Annotated in this window: 17 protein-coding genes, 1 tRNA gene and 1 other annotated feature; of the genes, 17 read left to right on the top strand and 1 reads right to left on the bottom strand. The window is 36.1% G+C overall.

Annotation, left to right across the window (positions count from 1 at the left end):
* Nucleotides 1-35 precede the first annotated feature (35 nt).
* From FFM61_RS03205 to FFM61_RS03160, 10 genes are all read left to right on the top strand, one after another.
* A tRNA-Arg gene (locus FFM61_RS03205) sits at nt 36-109 on the top strand.
* Between the two features lie 346 nt (nt 110-455).
* Nucleotides 456-531 (top strand) — a sequence feature (ribosomal protein L21 leader region).
* Nucleotides 532-560: 29 nt separating this feature from the next.
* Nucleotides 561-863, top strand: coding sequence for a 50S ribosomal protein L21 (rplU, locus tag FFM61_RS03200; RefSeq protein WP_042491645.1), 303 nt, complete (start codon nt 561-563; stop codon nt 861-863).
* Nucleotides 864-888: 25 nt separating this feature from the next.
* Nucleotides 889-1200 carry a 50S ribosomal protein L27 gene (rpmA, locus tag FFM61_RS03195; protein ID WP_042491643.1) on the top strand — a complete coding sequence of 104 codons (312 nt, stop codon included), beginning with the start codon at nt 889-891 and terminating at the stop codon, nt 1198-1200.
* 561 nt (nt 1201-1761) lie between these two features.
* Nucleotides 1762-3786, top strand: coding sequence for a site-specific DNA-methyltransferase (locus FFM61_RS03190; protein ID WP_083194452.1), 2025 nt, complete (start codon nt 1762-1764; stop codon nt 3784-3786).
* Nucleotides 3786-6704, top strand: a complete 2919-nt coding sequence (locus FFM61_RS03185) for a type III restriction-modification system endonuclease (protein ID WP_074427150.1) — start codon at nt 3786-3788, stop codon at nt 6702-6704. Before FFM61_RS03190 ends, FFM61_RS03185 begins: the two co-directional genes overlap by 1 nt.
* The gene (locus tag FFM61_RS03180) at nt 6697-7968 is read left to right on the top strand and encodes a hypothetical protein (RefSeq protein WP_074427151.1); all 1272 of its coding nucleotides are present in this window, start codon (nt 6697-6699) and stop codon (nt 7966-7968) included. Before FFM61_RS03185 ends, FFM61_RS03180 begins: the two co-directional genes overlap by 8 nt.
* A 34-nt stretch (nt 7969-8002) precedes the next feature.
* Nucleotides 8003-9829, top strand: coding sequence for an SNF2-related protein (locus FFM61_RS03175; RefSeq protein ID WP_240005964.1), 1827 nt, complete (start codon nt 8003-8005; stop codon nt 9827-9829).
* 461 nt (nt 9830-10290) lie between these two features.
* Nucleotides 10291-10671 carry a hypothetical protein gene (locus FFM61_RS03170; RefSeq protein WP_074427153.1) on the top strand — a complete coding sequence of 127 codons (381 nt, stop codon included), beginning with the start codon at nt 10291-10293 and terminating at the stop codon, nt 10669-10671.
* A gap of 115 nt (nt 10672-10786) precedes the next feature.
* Nucleotides 10787-11119, top strand: coding sequence for a hypothetical protein (locus FFM61_RS03165; protein ID WP_074427154.1), 333 nt, complete (start codon nt 10787-10789; stop codon nt 11117-11119).
* 187 nt (nt 11120-11306) lie between these two features.
* Nucleotides 11307-12458: a tyrosine-type recombinase/integrase gene (locus FFM61_RS03160; protein ID WP_074427156.1), complete on the top strand. Its 1152-nt coding sequence runs from the start codon at nt 11307-11309 to the stop codon at nt 12456-12458.
* Between the two features lie 4 nt (nt 12459-12462).
* Here the strand turns inward: FFM61_RS03160 and FFM61_RS03155 are convergent, their stop codons facing one another.
* The gene (locus FFM61_RS03155) at nt 12463-13644 is read right to left on the bottom strand and encodes a hypothetical protein (protein ID WP_074427157.1); all 1182 of its coding nucleotides are present in this window, start codon (nt 13642-13644) and stop codon (nt 12463-12465) included.
* A 321-nt stretch (nt 13645-13965) separates the two neighbouring features.
* Here FFM61_RS03155 and FFM61_RS03150 point away from each other — a divergent pair, with 321 nt between their 5' ends.
* The 7 genes from FFM61_RS03150 to FFM61_RS03120 all read left to right on the top strand — a co-directional run bounded on the left by FFM61_RS03150 (nt 13966) and on the right by FFM61_RS03120 (nt 19490).
* Nucleotides 13966-14781: a hypothetical protein gene (locus tag FFM61_RS03150; RefSeq protein ID WP_137604599.1), complete on the top strand. Its 816-nt coding sequence runs from the start codon at nt 13966-13968 to the stop codon at nt 14779-14781.
* Complete coding sequence (locus tag FFM61_RS03145; protein ID WP_074427159.1) at nt 14768-15223, top strand: hypothetical protein; 456 nt, start codon at nt 14768-14770, stop codon at nt 15221-15223. The genes FFM61_RS03150 and FFM61_RS03145 overlap by 14 nt, the downstream gene beginning before the upstream one ends.
* Entirely contained in the window at nt 15216-16952 is a 1737-nt protein-coding gene (locus tag FFM61_RS03140; RefSeq protein ID WP_074427160.1) for a hypothetical protein, read from the top strand. The genes FFM61_RS03145 and FFM61_RS03140 overlap by 8 nt, the downstream gene beginning before the upstream one ends.
* The gene (locus FFM61_RS03135) at nt 16939-17178 is read left to right on the top strand and encodes a helix-turn-helix domain-containing protein (RefSeq protein WP_002827777.1); all 240 of its coding nucleotides are present in this window, start codon (nt 16939-16941) and stop codon (nt 17176-17178) included. Before FFM61_RS03140 ends, FFM61_RS03135 begins: the two co-directional genes overlap by 14 nt.
* A gap of 14 nt (nt 17179-17192) precedes the next feature.
* Nucleotides 17193-18314 carry a tyrosine-type recombinase/integrase gene (locus FFM61_RS03130; RefSeq protein WP_074427161.1) on the top strand — a complete coding sequence of 374 codons (1122 nt, stop codon included), beginning with the start codon at nt 17193-17195 and terminating at the stop codon, nt 18312-18314.
* Nucleotides 18315-18493: 179 nt separating this feature from the next.
* Nucleotides 18494-18610: an AbiH family protein gene (locus FFM61_RS09240; RefSeq protein ID WP_083194454.1), complete on the top strand. Its 117-nt coding sequence runs from the start codon at nt 18494-18496 to the stop codon at nt 18608-18610.
* Nucleotides 18555-19490 (top strand): AbiH family protein, encoded by a 936-nt coding sequence (locus tag FFM61_RS03120; protein WP_371258042.1) that lies wholly within the window; start codon nt 18555-18557, stop codon nt 19488-19490. The genes FFM61_RS09240 and FFM61_RS03120 overlap by 56 nt, the downstream gene beginning before the upstream one ends.
* The last annotated feature ends 348 nt before the right edge of the window (nt 19491-19838 follow it).

Here is a 19838-nt window from a genome sequence, read left to right as displayed (position 1 = left end):
GAGGCGGATGCATATTCGTAACATCTATTGTATATGCAACTGTAGCACAACTGGATAGTGCACTCGGTTTCTACCCGAGAGGTTGTGGGTTCGACTCCCACCAGTTGCATAGATGTAGTCTTACAAATGTTGTTAAATCAATGTTTGTAAGACTATTTTTTTGATTTGTAGCACTTTATAAATTTGAAATTAAATTAACTAACTTTCCTAATTTAGATGACTCATAGTGCAAAGTGAGTTCGTTATTGGTTTGCATACCCTGTAATTTTATAGCACCAATTGGTATTTTATGATACGGTTAACCACTTTAAGCATGGTTTAGGTAAAACAAAAGTACGCACGATTAATGTATTTGTTGTAGCCTATTAGTTACATGAATGACGTGAATAAGTATCTTATGATTGAATTTCATTATGCATTGGGTTATAATATTTTATGTTGTGTTTGTGGTATCTCACAAACTGCAACCACTCATTATCTGTATTAAGTGATTAATTTAATCCGCGGGTATTGGTGAGTCTAAGTTTTTACAAAAATTTTTTATGGAGGTCTACAGACTCATGGCATCATATGCAATCATTGAGAACGGTGGAAAGCAATACAAAGTTTCTGCCGGTGACGTAATTTACGTCGAAAAGATGGACGCCGCCGAAGGTGACAAGGTTGTCTTTGACAAAGTTGTCTTCGCTGATGGCAAATTAGGTGCACCTTATGTTGAAGGTGTTACTGTTTCAGGAACTGTTGAGAAGCAAGGTAAGGAAAAGAAAGTTGTTACTTTCAAGTACAAGCCAAAGAAGCACTCACATGCTAAGCAAGGTCACCGCCAACCTTATACTAAGGTTGTCATTGACTCAATTGCCTAAGCCATCGGATAGGAGGATTTAAATCATGCAATTAAATTTGAATAACTTGACGATGCTTGCTCACCACAAAGGTGGTGGTTCATCAGCCAACGGTCGTGACTCAGCTGGTCGTCGTCTAGGTACAAAGCGTGCCGACGGACAAGACATCAAAGCTGGATCAATCATTTACCGTCAACGTGGTACTCATATCTACCCAGGTGTGAACGTTGGACGCGGTAACGATGATACATTGTTTGCTTTGACTGATGGTGTTGTAAAGTTCGGTCGTATGGGCCGTGACAAGCGCCAAGTATCAGTTGTATCTCGTGAAGAATACAAAGAAATCATTGCTAAGTAATTAGCTAATAAAATGACCTTACTAACTTTGGCTAGTAGGGTCATTTTTTGTTGTTATAATAGGGTTTGTGGGTATTAATGAGTATTATTTGTATTGAATAAGGGTAATTATTGTTAGTGTAAGTTTGTTCAAAATTGACAATAGTTGACGTCAAAAGTGTCACCAGTTGTCACTTACTTGTCGCTATATTTACTCAGAAAATGGAATATCATTAGTAATGATGTTTGTCTGACCAATAAAAAATACCACCCCAATCATCCCAATGACCCTGAATTGAATGTTTGGTATAATAAACGGTAGTTGTACACTGATAAACAATTGCTAGCGCAGAATACAAGTTAGAAATTAAGGATTTAAAGTTTCTAAATATACTAATTCAAAATGGTGAAAAAGACGGCGCTATTCACAAATAAACTTCAGCAAAAAAATAAGAACAACAAATGGTGACTATTTAGCAAACAAGGTTAAAAAATGATTGATGAAGTGAATTTCAATTCAAATGTAATATTATTATTTTAATAAATGAAAAATGAGTGATATAACTTGAAAGGTGGTCTTGCCATGGTTGATTTTAAACAAATACTAACAGAGGATAATACAGAGCCGAACACTGAATTTTTAAAGCAATTACGTAGTAAGTTGCCTGAATTTTTTACTCAAGATAAATATGGTATTGATAAAAATGGGAAAGAGGTTGTTGTTGAAGCAGGCGGATTTGATATCCAAAAATTTCAGACTAGCTTGTCTAATCATAATGTCAATGAAATTGTAGATGGATATACATTGAATTTTGTTGGGAAAAAATATGCAGAGCTACAAGTAGGAAAACCGACGGCGAGTGTTATTATTCCCGATATGAATCATAATAATGAACCAAAAAATGCGCAGTCAGAGAATATCTTTTTGACGGGTGATAATTTGAACGTGCTTAAACACCTCCAACAAGCTTACACGAACAGCATTGATATGATTTATCTTGATCCACCTTACAATACAGGTTCAGACGGATTTGTTTATAATGACAATTTTGATTTATCGGATGAAGATTTGCGAAACATTTTGAACATGAGTGAAGATGAAATTAACAAAATTCATCTATTAAACGGGAGATCAAGCCACTCAGCTTGGTTAACTTTCATGTATCCTCGATTAAAAATTGCACAACAGTTATTGAAAGATAGTGGCATTATTTTTGTCTCAATTGATGAACATGAATATGCAAATTTGAAGCTTTTACTAGACCATGTTTTTGGAGAAAATTCTTATTTGGGAGATGTAATTCGCAAAACTCGTTCGAGCGCAAATGACACTTCTAATGGATTCAACCAGCAACATGAATATGTTTTTATCTATGGGAAAAATGCTCGATTAAGTCATATACATGGTGAAATTAAGGATAACTCTAAGTACAAGAATCCTGATAATGATCCTTCTGGCGCTTGGGTTATCACTGATCCAAGCGCCAGAAGTGGCGGGCCAAACAGTTCATTTCAAATTGTTAATCCCAAAAACGGTCATGTTGATACTCCCCCTGCAGGTAGGTATTGGGCATTTTCTCGTTCTACTTTTGATAAATGGGTAGAACAAGGAAAAGTAGTATTTAAGGACGAAGTTAAAGAAGGACAGCGCGGTTTTTTTGTTAAAAAGTACTTATATGAGCTTAAAAATGAATTCAACACAGTTAACTCTTTATTCGGAACTGATAATAGATTTATGAATCAAGCGGCAACAAAGTATTTACGAGATGAACTATTTGATGGAAATGATTACTTTTCAAGTCCCAAGCCAGTTGAACTTATAAAAAATCTTGTAAAATATTCAACAAATCAGGATAGTCTAATTCTAGATTTTTTTGCTGGTTCAGCAACAACTGCCGATGCAGTGATGCAACTTAATGCAGAAGATGGTGGTAATCGTAAGTGGATACTAAACACTCTCGACGAAAAGACACCTGATGATAGTAACGCTAGCAAGGCAGGCTACCTAACCATTGATGAAATTGCACGTGAACGTATTAAGCGATCAGGAAAAAAAATAAAAAAAGAACATCCAGACTTAGGCGTACATTTTGATTCAGGATTTAAACATTACTACATTAAGGAAATGAATGCCAGTACAATTGACAAAATTGTGGATTTTGATCCTAATAATATCCAGCTGTTAACAGATGACGTCGTTTCTGAATTTTCAGGAAATGCAGTGAAATTAGGTAAATACTATGAAAAATCTGACAAAGATAAGGTAAATCCAAAATTTGCCAAGGTTGTTGATACCGGAGCAACGGGAGAAAATACAATTCTACAAACATGGTTAATCAATGATGGTTATAAGTTAGATGTACTAGTTAAAACTATTGAATTAGTACATAATAATGTACACTATGTGGAAGATGGATCAATGATATATATCATTGATCAATTTACACAAGAAGACGTGGAAGCGCTATTGAATATAATTGGCACACACCAATTAAACGTAAAAACAATTATTGTTTTTGGTTACTCGTTTGATTTTGCAACCATGACTAGTTTGAAGAACAATGTTAAAACAGCCCTTGACGGTGTGAGAGTTGAGGTGCGTTATTGATGAGAATTAACCTAGAAGAATTACAGCACCAACGTGAAGCACTGGATAATATTATCCATAATTTCCCATTACTTGACGACGTGAATTCTCAGGATAAAAATGGTATTTCTGCCACGTCAATCTATGCTAACCCACTAATCCAGTATGCGGGGCAAGAAAGTGCCTTTTTAGATGTCAAAATGGAGACAGGTACAGGAAAGACATATGTCTATACACGAATGATGTATGAACTGAATGTTGAGCGTGGTTTGTCAAAATTCGTCGTGGTTGTTCCAAGTCTGGCCATTAAAGAAGGCGCTAAGAATTTTTTAACGAGTGCTTATGCTCGCCAACATTTTTCTCAATTCTTTCCAAATAAACAATTACGGGTATATCAGATTTTAGCGGGTGATTTTGCTAAGAAAAACGGACGTTATCAGATGAGTGCTGATTTAGAACAGTTTACCAGTGCGATGACGAATGATAAAAATACGATTCACGTATTATTAATGAGTGATAAGGGTTTTTTGGATAAGGCATCTTCAGCCTTGTTCAAAGATCACTACGATGTGAGCCTGATAACATCGGCACGAACTCCAGCGGAAGCTATTATGATGACACGGCCGGTTGTAATTATTGACGAACCACATCGCTTAAAGCGTGACGGTAAATCGTATTCAAATCTTCTGAAGCGATTTAAACCAGAGATGATCGTACGTTTTGGGGCAACATTCCCCGAAAAGCCAAAGACAAAAAACCATGAAATCGATTACTATCGTTCATCAGGTCCGGTATATGATTTGGATGCTGTGCGCGCGTTTAATCAATCCTTGGTAAAGGGAGTTGAAGCCATTTATCCAACGCTAACCAATCCAGATAGCGCCCAATATAAAATTACCAAGTTGTCGGCTAAGTCAGTTACTTTTAAGTCAAGGAACCGAGAGTATGAAGTAAATATTGGTGATAGTTTAGCGTCAGTATTTAATGATAATAATTTTGATGGCGACATTATCTATGAAGGGAGTAAAAAATTATCCAATGATTTGGAACTGCATGAACATCAAACATTGATTTCAGGTACATTTGATAATTCCTACCAAGAATTAATGTTAAAGATATTGATCGATGAGCATTTTGACAAAGAACAAGAGAACTTTTTTCGTGAAGGGTATCAAGTAAAGACTCTTAGTTTAGTGTTTATTGATCATATTCCATCTTATCGTGATCAAAACGGTTGGTTAAAGCAAGCCTTTGAACGTCTGTTAAACAACAAGCTAGATGATTTAATTCGAGATTATCAGGTAAAGACCGATGAACTTAGCCAAAGTTATTTGGACTTTTTACGTACGACTAAGACTAGCTTGAACAGTGATATTCAAACTGTTCATGGTGGTTACTTTGCTAAGGATTGGGGAGAACCAGACGATAGTGCGGTGGCATCTGAACGTGATGATATCTTGCATAAAGAACGTACATTACCATTCAAAAATGAAAAAGGGGAGTGGAACTTACGCCGATTTTTCTTCTCAAAATGGACGTTACGTGAAGGCTGGGATAATCCTAATGTTTTTGTCATTGCTAAGTTGCGATCAAGTGGTTCTGATAACTCAAAAATACAAGAAGTGGGTCGTGGATTACGATTACCAGTTGATGTGAAGGGAAATCGTATCAGTAATCAAGAGTTTTATCTGAGCTATATCGTTGGTTATGATGAAAGTAATTTTGCTGACACGCTTCAAGGTGAAATTAATCAAAGTATTACAGATGATATGGTATTAGGCGAACCAATTTCTGATGCGATTATTCAAAAGTTAATTGATCTTGGTACGCATGGCAAAACAAAGCGCGCAGTTCAAAATACACTGGCGGATGATGGCATTTTGGATGATGACTTTAACGTTATTAATGTTGAAGGATTACGTCAACTGTTGCCAAAGGTAAACGGTGAAAAAATTAAAAAACGCCCAAATGGTGTAAAACAGAAGAACAAGATTAAATTAAATAAGAAAAATTGGGATAAAATAAAGAATTTGTGGCTTACACTATCCAAGCGATACATGGTCAAATATGAAGATTTGACCACAATGGGATGGCTACTTCTGCTTTCAGACATCTTACAAAATGATATTCTTCAAGTGCAACATTCAGAACAGACTCGGCAAAGGTTAACTAAAAACGATGATTTATCCGGCGTGTTAACTTTGCAAGCAACCAATGAGGAATATCTTGAAACATCTATTGGTAAATTAACATACGGTGAGTTTATTAAACGAATAGCCATGCGAACCAACTTATCAATTCAAATTGTTCATCAAGCCTTTTCAGAATTTTTACCCGAATTTGTTCAAAATAAGATGGAAAGCGGACGACAATTAAGTGATTACTTTAATGAGTCATCAGTGTCAAGCTTCGTGAGTGAATTCAAAAAACGATTTGATAATAAGTTCGCTACACTATATCGCTATCAAGCATTAGCATTTGATGCAAGTACATCAATATGGGATAAGTCTAAGCAAGAGTTCAAAGATGAAGTAGATGCGAACCTTATTGGTCAAAATGAGAGTCATGAAGTTCTGATTGATGAAACAGTTACTTTGTATGAGGGGCCATCAGTTCGATTTGATAGTGAAGTGCCTGAATTAGATTTATTAAAACAAAAATATAAGCCTCAAGTGACCAGTTTTGGCAAGTTACCCAAAAGTGCAATTAAGATTCCAAAATATACAGGTGGGACCACAACACCAGATTTTGTTTACAGTGTTAATGGTGATTTGTATTTGTTAGTGGAAACGAAGGCCGATAATAAGCGGCATACTGATGATCAGATTGTGGATATACAATCCAAATTTTTCAAGCAAGTTATGCAGGATAAAGTGATCTATAAAGAAGCACACAAAATTAACGATGTGTTAAAAGTATTGGAGAAATTGAATGATTGATGAATTTTCATTACTTGATAGAGTAGATAATGGCGATATTAAGCCAACCGGTGCAAAGCCCAAGTTACCTTTACAATTAGATGGATTAGATTCAGAGAACTTAAATGTTTATCGTATTCCGTTGGATATGTTGTACTATAATGATGCGAATGGTCGTATTCGTTCGGAACATGTTCAAGTTGAAAATGTGTCACGTTCTATTGATGATGGCGATGAGTATAACGCTATTGTTGAACGATTGATCGAAAATAGTGATAGTGTGAAGCTAAGAAATACTAAGAAGGATATTCATGACAAAGGGCAACTTATCTTTGGATATGTATTGGATGATGGTCGAGTAATTGATGGGAATCGTCGATTTACGGCGCTACGTCAGTTACAACGTGAAACATCCCAGAAACAGTACTTTGAGGCTGTTATTTTGCCGGTAACGTTCAAGAACAAAGCCAATCGTGAATTAATTAAGCGACTTGAACTAGCTCTCCAAATGGGTATCGAAAATAAGGTGGATTACGATGCGGTTGATGCTGCTGTTGATATATGGCAAACGGTTGAGATTGATCAAATTATGCTTTTGGGTGATTATGCTAAAAACGCAGGGAAAACGGTTAAAGCAGTCGAATCAAGTTTAAACGTCGTTTACCTAATGCAAGACTTTTTGGATCATATAAATGCAGACAAACAAAACTTTCAACTTATTAAAGACTTGAAAATCTATAATCTATTGGAAGAAATTGGTAAAAAATTGAAGAAGCGTTATCCAAAATCAGGTCCTGATATGGAATATAGTAAACAATTAGCATTCACGCAATTACACTCAATGATTTTGACGGGTGGTGACCGTGTACGTTATATGCGTGATTATTTTGAAGGTGTCGTAGATGCAGAAAAGTACAATGACTTTAAGGATGAAGTTGATGACTATGTTGAAGAATTACAGGACACTTTTGACAATACGAACATATCTTCTGCAGCTGATTACCGTAAAACTTTAGAAGAATTAACACCACAATTTCGTAAAATCCAAAAAATAAAAAATGATACAATCAATTCAACGAAGCGATCAAAAGATACGTTAGAATTTATCGAATCATTGCGTCAAATTAATAAAACGCTTGCTGATTTGAATGTGGGTCATGGATTAACCGGTAAGTTACGCTGGAATCAATTTGACAGTACAGAAATTCGTACAATCAGAGATTATATGGCTCAAATTGGTAAAGACGCTGAGGTATTGGTGGATATATATAATGGTGAGCTCTAAAATTATAATAAGAGATGGTGCTTTTGTTTTGGAGATGGATGAAACATTACTATCAAATCGACGTTTGCAACGGATTTTTGATCGTTATCGTCGGGATTTTGATATGGCCAATTTGATGTTTTTTGAAGGCATTAATTATATTAAACTTGAAAATTTTATTGAGTCAGTTAATAAGACTCTGATCAAAATTGATAGTGAACCATTGATATTATCAGATGAAGTTCAATCTTTCTTGAATGAGAGTGCTTATGCTATTCAGGAACATCGAATTGCTGGCATGACCATTAAGGGATACGACGCTCGTTGGCGATCAGAGTTAGTTCAATTTGAAAATGTTTTATTGCAAGAAATTACGCGTCCGTTAAAGAGGCAACAATTGCAAGCAAGTTTTTATTTGGCCAAAATGAAACGAGCCGCTAATTTTTCTGTACCTGGTGCCGGAAAAACAGCTATGATGTATGGCACATTTGCGTACCTAAGTGCACCAGTAGTAAACAGAGTAAACAAATTGTTAGTCGTCTCGCCATTGAGCGCTTTTGAAGCCTGGCGTACCGAGTATATGGAAGTCTTTGGTGATAAACGATCATTGATGTTCATGAATCTCAAAGAAAAGCGTTATAGTGATGACAGAAACATTCGATTAGATTGGGGAATTGCAGATGTGATTGTGGTGAATTACGAAGCCCTAATCGGAAAAGTTCGATTGTTAAATCAACTTATTGATAGCAAAACTATGATTGTTTTTGATGAAGTACATCGCGTGAAAAATCCTACCGGTCAGCGTGCTGCTAAAGCCTTAGAGTTGGGACCACAAGCTAGTTTTCACTATGTATTAACGGGAACTCCTATACCCAACTCTTATAAGGATATTTATAATCTCTTACATCTTCTTTATCAAAATGAGTATGATTCATATTTTGGTTGGGAAGTAAGTGACTTGGAAGCAATCGATTCTGAAGTAGTCAATGATAAGTTGCAACCTTTTTTTTGGCGAACAAACAAGCAAGATTTGAATGTGCCGTTAGCTGAACCAGATCAATTAATTGAAGTACAACCAAACAGCACTATGGCAGAATTAGCTTCGTATATTTGGAATAATGAGCCAGGTATATTGGCGATTTACATACGCTTACTTCAAGCTTCAACTAATCCTGCTATGCTATTAAAAAATATTGATGAAGTAGATTATCATGAGTTAGGATTTATCTCTGAAGAAGTTGATCAAATTAGTGCCTCAGAGGCATTAGACAAAGCCGAAGCTAAACAGGCTCGGCAAGATTACTATCGACAGATTGGTGTAGATAGGCTGGTTTCACCCAAATTTACTGCTGGTATTGCATTAATCACTCAATTGGTTCGAGAAGGTAAAAAAGTCATTGTTTGGGGAATGTTTGTCGACACAACGAAGAAGATACAGGTTGCTTTGCAAGATGCAGGAATTATGGCCAATTTGGTCTATGGTGGCACACCGAAAGAAGATCGAGTTGGCCTTATCAATTCTTTTAGAAATAAGAGGAGTGGCATCGATGTCATGATTTCCAACCCGGCAACGTTAGGAGAATCAATTTCTTTACATAAAGAAGTACATGATGCGGTTTACTTTGAGTATAATTTCAATCTGACATTTATGCTGCAATCTCGCGATCGTATTCACCGATTAGGATTAAAACCTGATGACTATACTCACTACTATTATTTGCAGCTGGATGGCGAAATAGCACGTGACGGTTTCATTGATAAACGTGTATATGAACGACTAAAGCAGAAAGAACAAATGATGTTGTCAGCAATTGATGGTGATTTGTTGCTACCTATGATTGAGGATGATTTCTTGGAAGATGTAAAACGCATTATAGAATAGTCTGGTCATTATAATTTATATGTAATTTCCATTAAACAATCATTTTATAGGGGCCAGAATATAAAATAACCCCCATTAACGATGAGGTGTAACCCGTAAGTTGAAGTAATTTCCAAAACTTACGGGGTTTTACTATGTTTTCAAAAAACACAAATCGAAGCTGTTACAAGGTATTTAAAAGGTGTGCTAACTTCCAAAATACAAAAATAATTTAGCATTAAAGGATCAGCAACGATTCTTAATTGGGTAGTAACATTAAAGACCAATGTTTTTTGTGACATAATAGTCATCTCCTAGAATATTACCTGACTAATTTAAGTCAGGTAATTTAATCATCAAGAGTACCTTTACTAAAAGTAACAAAATAATACTTAAGGGTCGCAATGAATTGAAGTGTCAAATACATATTTTAATTGTGACAGGATAACCTGTTAAAAAAATTTGTATTGGAGAAACAGACAATGGAATATGCAGTGGTATATGATATGGTTGGCCAGTTTGTTGTGCCAACAATTACAAAATGGGCAGGTGATGTAACCAATGACCAACTAAATAAAACATTTGAAGGAGCAGTTGATGTCATCGCATTACGTCTAGCGACAGATGACAAAATAGGATATGATGCTTGGGTTCGTGATGATGCTTTAGCAACCGGTATTGCAAGTGCCTATCGTGTGGAATTTGGGCAAGAATATTTTGGGATGGCTTTGTTACCGCAGGTAGGAACAGGGTTAGTTGTGTTAGGTACAGATGATGTGGGGCATACAAGCGGACTAACAGCTGAACAAGCACAAGAAGTACAAAAAAAGCTAATTATTAGAAAATGGTCGACAAATCTGTGATTAGTATGCGGACACTAAATTTTATAGACACATATTTTGACATTGTATAACAATGATGTATAAGTAATGAGAACTAGCCAGATGAGGTTGGTTCTTTTTTGTATAGGAGGAAGATATGGATGTTACACGTATAGTGCCAGAAATAGAATTAGATATCGTATATTTGGCCGTGAGTTTGTTAGACATTCAAAATGTGCAACGAATAGATTTTTCAGGACTGGATAATGTCCGCTTGGATATTGATGAGATGGAACCGACTATGGTGCCATCTTTTTTATTATCCAAGCAGACAGTCAATTGTTTTATGTTAGCTGGGACGATCAACCAAAAAGAGGAATTGTTGATAGTCGTTTATTATGATTTGGCTGGCAATTATATCGGTAAAGCAGCTTTGTATCATGGCGATGTTGCCTTTGAAAAGAAAGTGGGTGAAAGCACATGGCAGTAGACATTATCTCAATTATTGTGAAAGAAATGATGATTGCAGTTGGCAAAGCGTTAATTGAAGTAAGTGCTAATTTACGTTAAGTGAATTAGCTATATTTTCATACAACAACGTAAAAATTGGTTAGATAAAGCATCCTGAAAATGAGGATGCTTTATTTTTTTATCCTTTGTAGAAGGAGGTCATAAGGATGAAATTACCTAAGGGAATTGATTTAATGCCAAGTGGCAAATATAAGGCAACCGCTAGCATTGGGTCAGGTAACACGCGTAAGCGTAAATCAAAAAGTTTTACGACGGTGAGTGATGCTAAAGTATGGTTACTGGAAATGAATGCGGATATGCATTCAGGGACAACCTATGTTGGCGATGATGCCAAAATTACGGATGCTTATAATGAATGGGTGGCTACTTTTGTGACTAGTAAGGTCAGTCCAGCAACTGAAAAAGGCTATTATTTTACGGGAAAGATCCTTGCAAAATATTGTGAAGGTTGGTTAGTGAAAACACTAGATCGTCGACATTGCCAAAAGTTGTTCAATCAATTAATCGCTGATAACTATACCAAAAATACAATTAAGAAAATCAAGGTACATGTCGGAAAGTATTGTCGCAGTTTGGTTACGGAAGGGGTTATCAAACGAAACCCAATGCAAGAAATAGACATTCGAGGGGCTCGCTTAGGTAAGGATGCTAATCAAAAATTTATTAGTATCGGTCAGTACAAGCAGTTGTTGCAAACACTAAAGCAACGACCAATATCACAGATGACACCCTACACGATGGTTATACTGGTTATTTTGTGTACCGGTATGCGAGTAAGTGAGGCCATTGACTTACGGCAGGATGATCTTGACGAAATCAAACTGACGTTACGCGTTGACTCAAGTTATTCACGAACGGTGCACGATAGTAAAGCACCTAAGACCAAAAATTCATATCGGACCATACCGATACCTAGATTTTTATTGCAACGTTTAAGAGAATGGCGGTTTGAACAGAATCGCTTGTTAATGCTGAATGGTCATCGAAATCACGAGCAGCATTTATTCATCACCAAATTTGGTAATGTACCCGATGCAAGTAGTGTAAATTACTATGTACAAAAACTAGAACATACAATCTGTCAGATACCAGTGGGGCAAACAACTTCAACACATTCACTTCGACATACTTATGCGAGCTACTTATTATCACGTGAAGGTGGTAATCAGTCGTTACAGTATGTCGCCAATGTATTAGGTGATACCCAAGCAATGGTACAAGAAGTGTATGCACACTTGATGCCAGAAGAAAAAGCATCACAAGCCAATGTGGTTCGTGATGCTTTGGAAGTTATCTAAGAGCTTAGAGGCTCTTTTTTTCTATTTGTTTATCAACCATAAATTGGATTGCATAATCTGCCATTCCATTCAGAAGTTGATTATTGCGTAAAAATTCAAATAAGGAAGTCACTTGATCAATTGATGAAAACGTGAGGGTTGAAACAAATGGTGTAAATATCTCACTGGGAAAGCTCCATTCCATATGAATGTATGTACTTGTAATGTCTTCATTTTTTTGTGATTGGAGTAATTCTTGATGGCATCGTTCTTTGATACCGTCGTATAAAAATTCGAAAATAGGTACCCAATTATTTGGGTTAAATTTGCTGTCAGCAAGAGGATTGAATAGGTCGTCTAAATTATCATGCTCTTCAATAACTTGATTTAATGCATGAATGACGATTCCAAAACTTTGTATGTCCCTTACTGAAATATTAATCCAATCATTATAAATTGTCATCGCACTAGCAATGTAGGGGAATTCTTTATAATGAGCAAATGGGTAACTTTTCATGGACGTTTTGGATAGATGGTTAGAAAAATCATACTCTAATGATCGACTAAGTTTGAGCAAAGCGCTTATTTTGATCAAGTTAATTTTACTTATTCTTGAATTTGTTTGTTCATCCAGATGAATTTCTAGTATTTTGTCTAATATTACATTTGAAAAGCCTGAGAATAATTCAATAATGTCTTGCTTTTGGTTGTTCGTTAGAGACTTATTTTCTTTAAATAGAGTATGCAAAAGTGTTCGGGCAGATTTAATATCCAGCCGATTGGTTTCCCAATGGCTATATGTTATTCGAAGAATCTTATCAAGTAAATCTGATGGTAAATCAAGCAGCAAAAAAATTAGCAAGTCAGAAATTGATAAGGTTTCATCATAGTTGATATGAAATAGCTCAAAATAAATATTTGCTCCCTTTCGAAATGTACGTGAACGTTTTTCTTCAGTAAAGCGATATTTATGCTTAGGATCTTCTATTAAATATTTATCAAAGTTATTAAATATTTTTGTATTTGTTGAAAGAACATCTTCATCAATTTCATTTCCATTCGTAATTAGTACAAATGGATTATCCTTTTGGTCTAACCTGATTTGAATTTTATATGTACTTGTCGAATTACTTTGGGTTTCCAAAGTAACAATGAGTGAAATAGCAAAAGCTAATCGCTTGCATTCTTCTTCAGTAAATTTGTGCATAAATATTTTCCTTTTGAAAAAAGCCACTTTGAATATTCGGAGTGGCCTAAAGACTTAAAGCATTTCAAACTACAATGGTTATATTCCTTGACGCAGGCCTGCATGTTTATTCAAGGAGTGAATTAATTAGTAACGGAGGATGTAAAGTTGAAAGAAAAAATTTATGGTAAAGATGATCAATTTGATAAGTACATTTTACCACAACTTAATTCAAAGGGTTTTACCATTAGTTATTATCAAATCATTCAGGATTATCTCAGTGACAAGTTAATAATAGATGATACGTTTGAATTTCGAAGATGGTCTACTGGATTATTAAATATGCAAGGTCGAGTAATTGACGAGACTGCTGGAGTCGTACATGTTGTTGGTAGACATGAGGCATATGCTAATATTCCCATGCAGATAAGTACTAGTGCCCCCAACACACAAGCTATCCCAAAATGGTGCCGAAATTATTTAGTTGCACCTACTGGAAGACGATTTGTTGCTTTAGATATTGGCTCAGCTGAGCCGCGTGCGTTAGCTGGTGTTGCTGATGATGAAAAATTACGAATGGCAATCTCTGAAGGGTTGTACGAATCAGTGGGTAACTCTTTACTGGAGCATACGGGAATTATAATACCACGTAAAATCGTTAAACGGCTATTCATGGGCTTCCTGTACGGACAATCTCTAACTGGCGTGGCTGCTACTTTGGCAGAAATCTCGCTGGATACTGGGTACGCTCATCATATTTTTTATGAACTTCAGGGGTTATTTCCAAAATCTACATCTCTGTTGGAGCAAGTTAGTAAGATGCCTGTTGCCTATCTACAAGGGAGTCCCTCTACGATTAATGTTTTAGACAAACGACCTAATCAACGACGATCTTACTTGGCTTCAAGTATTATAGCAGCCCTGGTAAAACGTTGGTCAACTAGGCTTATTGAATTGAACCCAGAAATATGGATACATGAAATACCAAGGGATGCTTTGTGGTTAAGTATACCTGAATCAGAAACTGATGAAACAATGCTTAGTCAAGGCATTATGGCATTGAAACAAGCAATTGACGATTGTAAATTTCAGTTCCCTATTGATGAGCATGTAATGACAATTAAAAGATTAGGAGAACAGAATAATGAAAATTGGTAAGAATGTTACACCACGATTGGTTAATGATAAGGAACCTCTAGCAGTTAAATTAGTAAGTTTAGATCCTTATACACAAATGAATTCATTTGGCGAGGTTGCCTGGCGGGCGTACATTCTTGAGCTGGTTCCTGAAAACACAACCATACGTCCTTTTAAAACCCGAATGTATCTGGTAGATAAAACTGACGCCAGCTTCGAAAAAATCGATGATCGATTTTTGGCTATGATAGAACGCTTTAATGACTTTGCCGCAGAGCAATATGGTAAGGAAGAATACGATATTACTGACTTAATTGGGTCAACATTTGTAGTGGAAGTTACTTACAGTAAAGCAGGTCACTTGCCTTATATTAATTTAATTAAAATAAATTCAATGCCTGCATTGGAAGATAACAATAATAATGGGCGTGGCCTAGGCTTTTTGGAGGATGAGCATGAATAGTAATATCAAACATAGAACTACTTTAGCGGAGGATGTTGAAACGTTTATTACACCTTTGTTATCTCAAGATAAAATTATACGGTTAACTGAGTTAAAATCGATAACTATAAATGACACTCTTAAGGAACAGCTTGAGCAAGCGACACCAAGTATGATTAATGACGCTGGAGCTAAGCTAGTCACTATTTATGGCGAGAAACTAATTAGTTTTCTAAATGTTTACTTAGGTACTCTGGGCAAAAAATTGGATTATCGTGATGGACATATTGAACAGGCAGACAATACCGCGGTTCAATTATTGAACGAGTTGTTGAAGGAGGCCCTATTTGCACATTTAGGATTGCCACGTAACAGAGATGGCCATCAAACGCCTATTGATGCTGGTAAAGCCGCCATTGGATTACGTTCGATAATGAATGTTGTGACTTCAGCAACTGAATCAGCCGTAGATGCTACATCTATTCGAGTTTATAATGATATTCTTCATTATTATCAATCGATGCAAGTCACATTTGGCAGTTTTTGGTTAACACTATTAACGCGGATACTGGGTATAAAGGCTACCAGTCAATCTGAATCTGAAACTTTGCTTGCATTAGCTAAGATGGCGGATAGGTTCCATTTTTCAAAGCTGAATAATGCTTATACGACGCTATTAACCGGTGATCTTAATCTAAGTACGTTTGAACTAGAACCATTTGATGCCAGTCATATGACTTCCTATCAACTGAATTTAGCACCGAATTTAGATGCTCAAGTGATACCGCCTGCTTGGCAGAAGTATTTGGATGGACAATGGGAAAATGATGAAGAGACCGTTACGTTTATTCTGGAATGGTTAGCAACACATTTGCTTTTGCAAAATCCGGGAAAAGTGCTCTTTCTTTATTCACCAGGGGGATCTGGCAAGACACTTCTGCTCGATGCAATCAGAGCTATGCTTTCGCCACAGTTGACGGCGAGTGTGCCAACGGATCAACTGGATCGACAGTTTGGCTTGGAGTATTTACTTCAAGGCGACCGTCAAACAGTAGTTAGGGCCAACTTGGTCGACGAAAACGGCATTGACAAGGGGATCGGGATCGATTGGTCGAAGACAAAGCGTCTGGCAGATATTAATGCTGTGATGAATGTTGACCGCAAGAATACTAGCAGCTTGTTATTGCCTATGAATGTGCAATGTACATTTGCTATGAATTCATTGAATGTGCAGACCAACAATGTTGAAACAACGTATGCAGTACAACGTAAAGTTTGCTTGCTGAGGTTTGAAAAATCATTTTCTAAGGAAGAAATGGACGAGGGTCTTGGTCAAAGAATGATTGGCGAGTTACCACAGTTGGGTGGGTTACTAATTCAAACGTTAAAGGAAATGAAGGGACGCGACGATATGGTTCCAAAAGAGAGCCATAAGATGTTGGCTGATAAGAAAGCATGGTTTGCTAGCATGACACAGGATAATTCACCAGTGGCATCATTTGCAACAGAGAGATTACAGCAAAAGAATGACGAGAGTGTTACGCGTATTGAGCTCTTGGATGCATTTGTTGCTTATTGTGTAAAAAGAGATATACCTAAAATTGGTTTTGATAGTCCCAGACGCTTTTTTCCTGAACTTCGACGAGTTTTGAAAAATAATGGTATCGAAGTCGTTGAAAATAATTCGCATACGTCACCTAAATTCTTAAACTTGATAATTACAGGAGATACAGACGATGAAGCAATTTGATGAGATGGGTGAAGCTGATGATAGCATGACACTAATTAGTGCTTCGCAAGCCGCCAAGATGTTGGGAATATCACGGGCAACGTTCAAACAATTATCTGACATGTATGATTTCCCACGAATTAAGGTAGGTCGGGCTATTAGATTTCCAAAGCAAGGTCTGTTGGATAAGGTAGACTATGTTGCAACTAACTATCGAGAGTTCTTATCACTTGATGATTTATTATAGGAAGGATAGGTGATATGCAAAAAATTAGTAGTGGCAAATACAAGGTTGTCATTTCTTCAGGTAGTGGTACTAATCGTGTCAGAAAGAGTCGGACTTTTGCAACTAAAAGGGAGGCGTTAGCATGGGAAGGTAAGATGCAGCTATTACGTAGTACAACGCGCACAATAAACTATGCTAATGTGTCATTTTGTTCAGCGTTTGAAATATTTATCTTAAAGTATAAGCGACCTGTGGTATCAGCAGCGACGTATAAGTCGTATGAGAGTACATTGCGAATGCTATCCAGACAAGTACCGGATCTGAAGTTGGGTAATTTGAATCATGATATGATGCTTAAATTATTCAATAGATTAGGAAAATCTGGACTATCAAATCGTAGTTTGCGGAAACATAAGAGCAATATCAGCGCAGCTTTGAGCATGCTTGTCCAACATGGTGTCTTATTGAAAAACTATGTTGCCTTAGTTGATTGTCGAAGCGCTGCTAAAAATAGGCCGCCAAAAGAGATGAGTGTGCTATCAATTACGCAATATAGGCGTTTAGTGAGTTATCTTAATCAAAAAGAGGTATCAAAACTTGATTGTTGGCAAATGCTGATTTTAGTCATGTTGTCTACGGGGCTACGTACGCAGGAAGCACAGGCCTTAACGACTGATTGTTTGGATATGGAAAATCAAACATTGACTGTTAAGCAAGCGTGGTCTCGGGCAAGCCACTCGATAAAGGAGCCCAAGACACGGCATTCATATCGGACAATCAAGATACCACAATCACTACTTAATAAGTTAGTGACTTGGGATAATATTCATAATCAGACTCATGATGATAACCACTTACTCATTAGAAATGCTAATGGTTGTGTACCTGATTCTGCCGCACTTAATTACCACTTTCGACAGATACAACAAGACGTTTTGGAAATGGATCCTAGTGATTGTATTGCACCACATGGATTGCGAAGGACGTTTGCCTCGGTCATGCTTTCCAAAGACTTTGGTAACATGAGTGTGGAGGTGGTTAGCCAAATATTGGGAGACACTATTACAGTGGTCAATGAATTCTATCGCAAGGTAATGCCGGAAACCAGTAATGCAGAAGTCTCTAACATGATTGAGCAATTGAATGATATAGCGTAAATGATCTAGTAAAGCACGGAGTGAATAGCTTCGTGCTTTTGTATTGGGGATGTCGGGGTAGTTGGGATGATGTTTCATACTAGCCTAACTCTCTGCTGTTGAAAAATGAGCCTATTTATATGTAGTAAATTGCGAAAAATATGTTAATATAATGTAAAAATGTAAATGGAGCAATAGATATGAGCAATTTGTTGATTATTGGTAACGGCTTTGATATGAAACATGGATTACAAACCGGATATGATTCTTTTAAGGACTATTTGGAGATTAAAAAAAAAGTCTTGTTCAGATTTTGATAGTGTAAAAAAAAGTCCGGATGGTGATATCTATCTTGAGGAAGATGATGCAGCAACTATTCTTTTTGAATTATTGAATAATACTAATGAGGATTGGGCTGAATTTGAGAAAATGCTTGGATCAATAAACTATGAATATTTAGATAATCAGGTTCAACCCTTCTTTCAAAAGGACCGTTGGACGGGAGAACTAGATGAAAACTATTCTGCAAGTGATGAAAATGCTATCTCAGTATATGAGTGTCCATACTTGGCATTTAAATACCATTTAATTCCACTTTTTAAAGAATGGTTGGAATCTAAAGAAATTGAATCAAGTAAATTCGAAAAAAATAAGTTGGATGATATTAAAAAAAGTACGATAGATAAATTAATATCACCAGAAACATTAATAATAAATTTTAACTACACCAATACAGTAGAAAAATTATATGGTGAGAAATTAAATGAGAACAATGTCCTACATATTCATGGCACCATTGATAATGATGACATTGTTTTAGGACACTTAAAAGAGGGAAAAGTATTTGACAACAAATATTTTTCAGCATCAGAATATCAGAAAAAAATTTATGATTTATTGATTAAAAATACTGAAAAGGGTCAAGATGTTTTAAAAAGATTCATAGCAAATCATCAATTTGAAAAGGTTGATAAGGTGTATATTATCGGACACAGTGTATCTGAAGTTGACAAGGGATACTTTACTAAATTAGCGGGTAGTACATCGGATGTAACTTTGTTTTTGGATAAATATCAATATGAACATGCAGGTAAAAATAAGAACAAATTGATTAATAGAATAGAAAATGTGTGGAATGATAATCGAAATGGGAATAACAAGGAGATTCAGATAAAGTGTATTGATCTTGAGAAATGATTTTTTGCTTATTCCAATTTAATGATTTAGTAGTTTAAATTAACTACAGCTAATACCTTTACTAAAATTTCGATAAATTTGGCTGCATCTGTGTAAAAGAACTATCCTTGATTGATGTCAAGACTGCTCAAAATTGACTTCAAAAAAGGCGCTTAATGGCACTTGGAAAAGGATACTTGTCGCTCGTATGTCGCTTGCTATCAACGTTTTCATTGAATTAATAAGCACCGATAAAGAACTCGTGAAGAATACAAAGAAATTATTGCTAAGTAATTAGCTGTTAAAAAGACTTACTAATTTAATTAGTAAGTCTTTTTTGTTTATGATTCACGTTAAATTTATTGGCAA

This window comes from Weissella hellenica (assembly GCF_005405545.1).
Taxonomy (GTDB): Bacteria; Bacillota; Bacilli; order Lactobacillales; family Lactobacillaceae; genus Weissella; species Weissella hellenica.
Note: the sequence above shows the minus strand (reverse complement) of the source record. Positions and strands in the feature narration are given on the sequence as shown.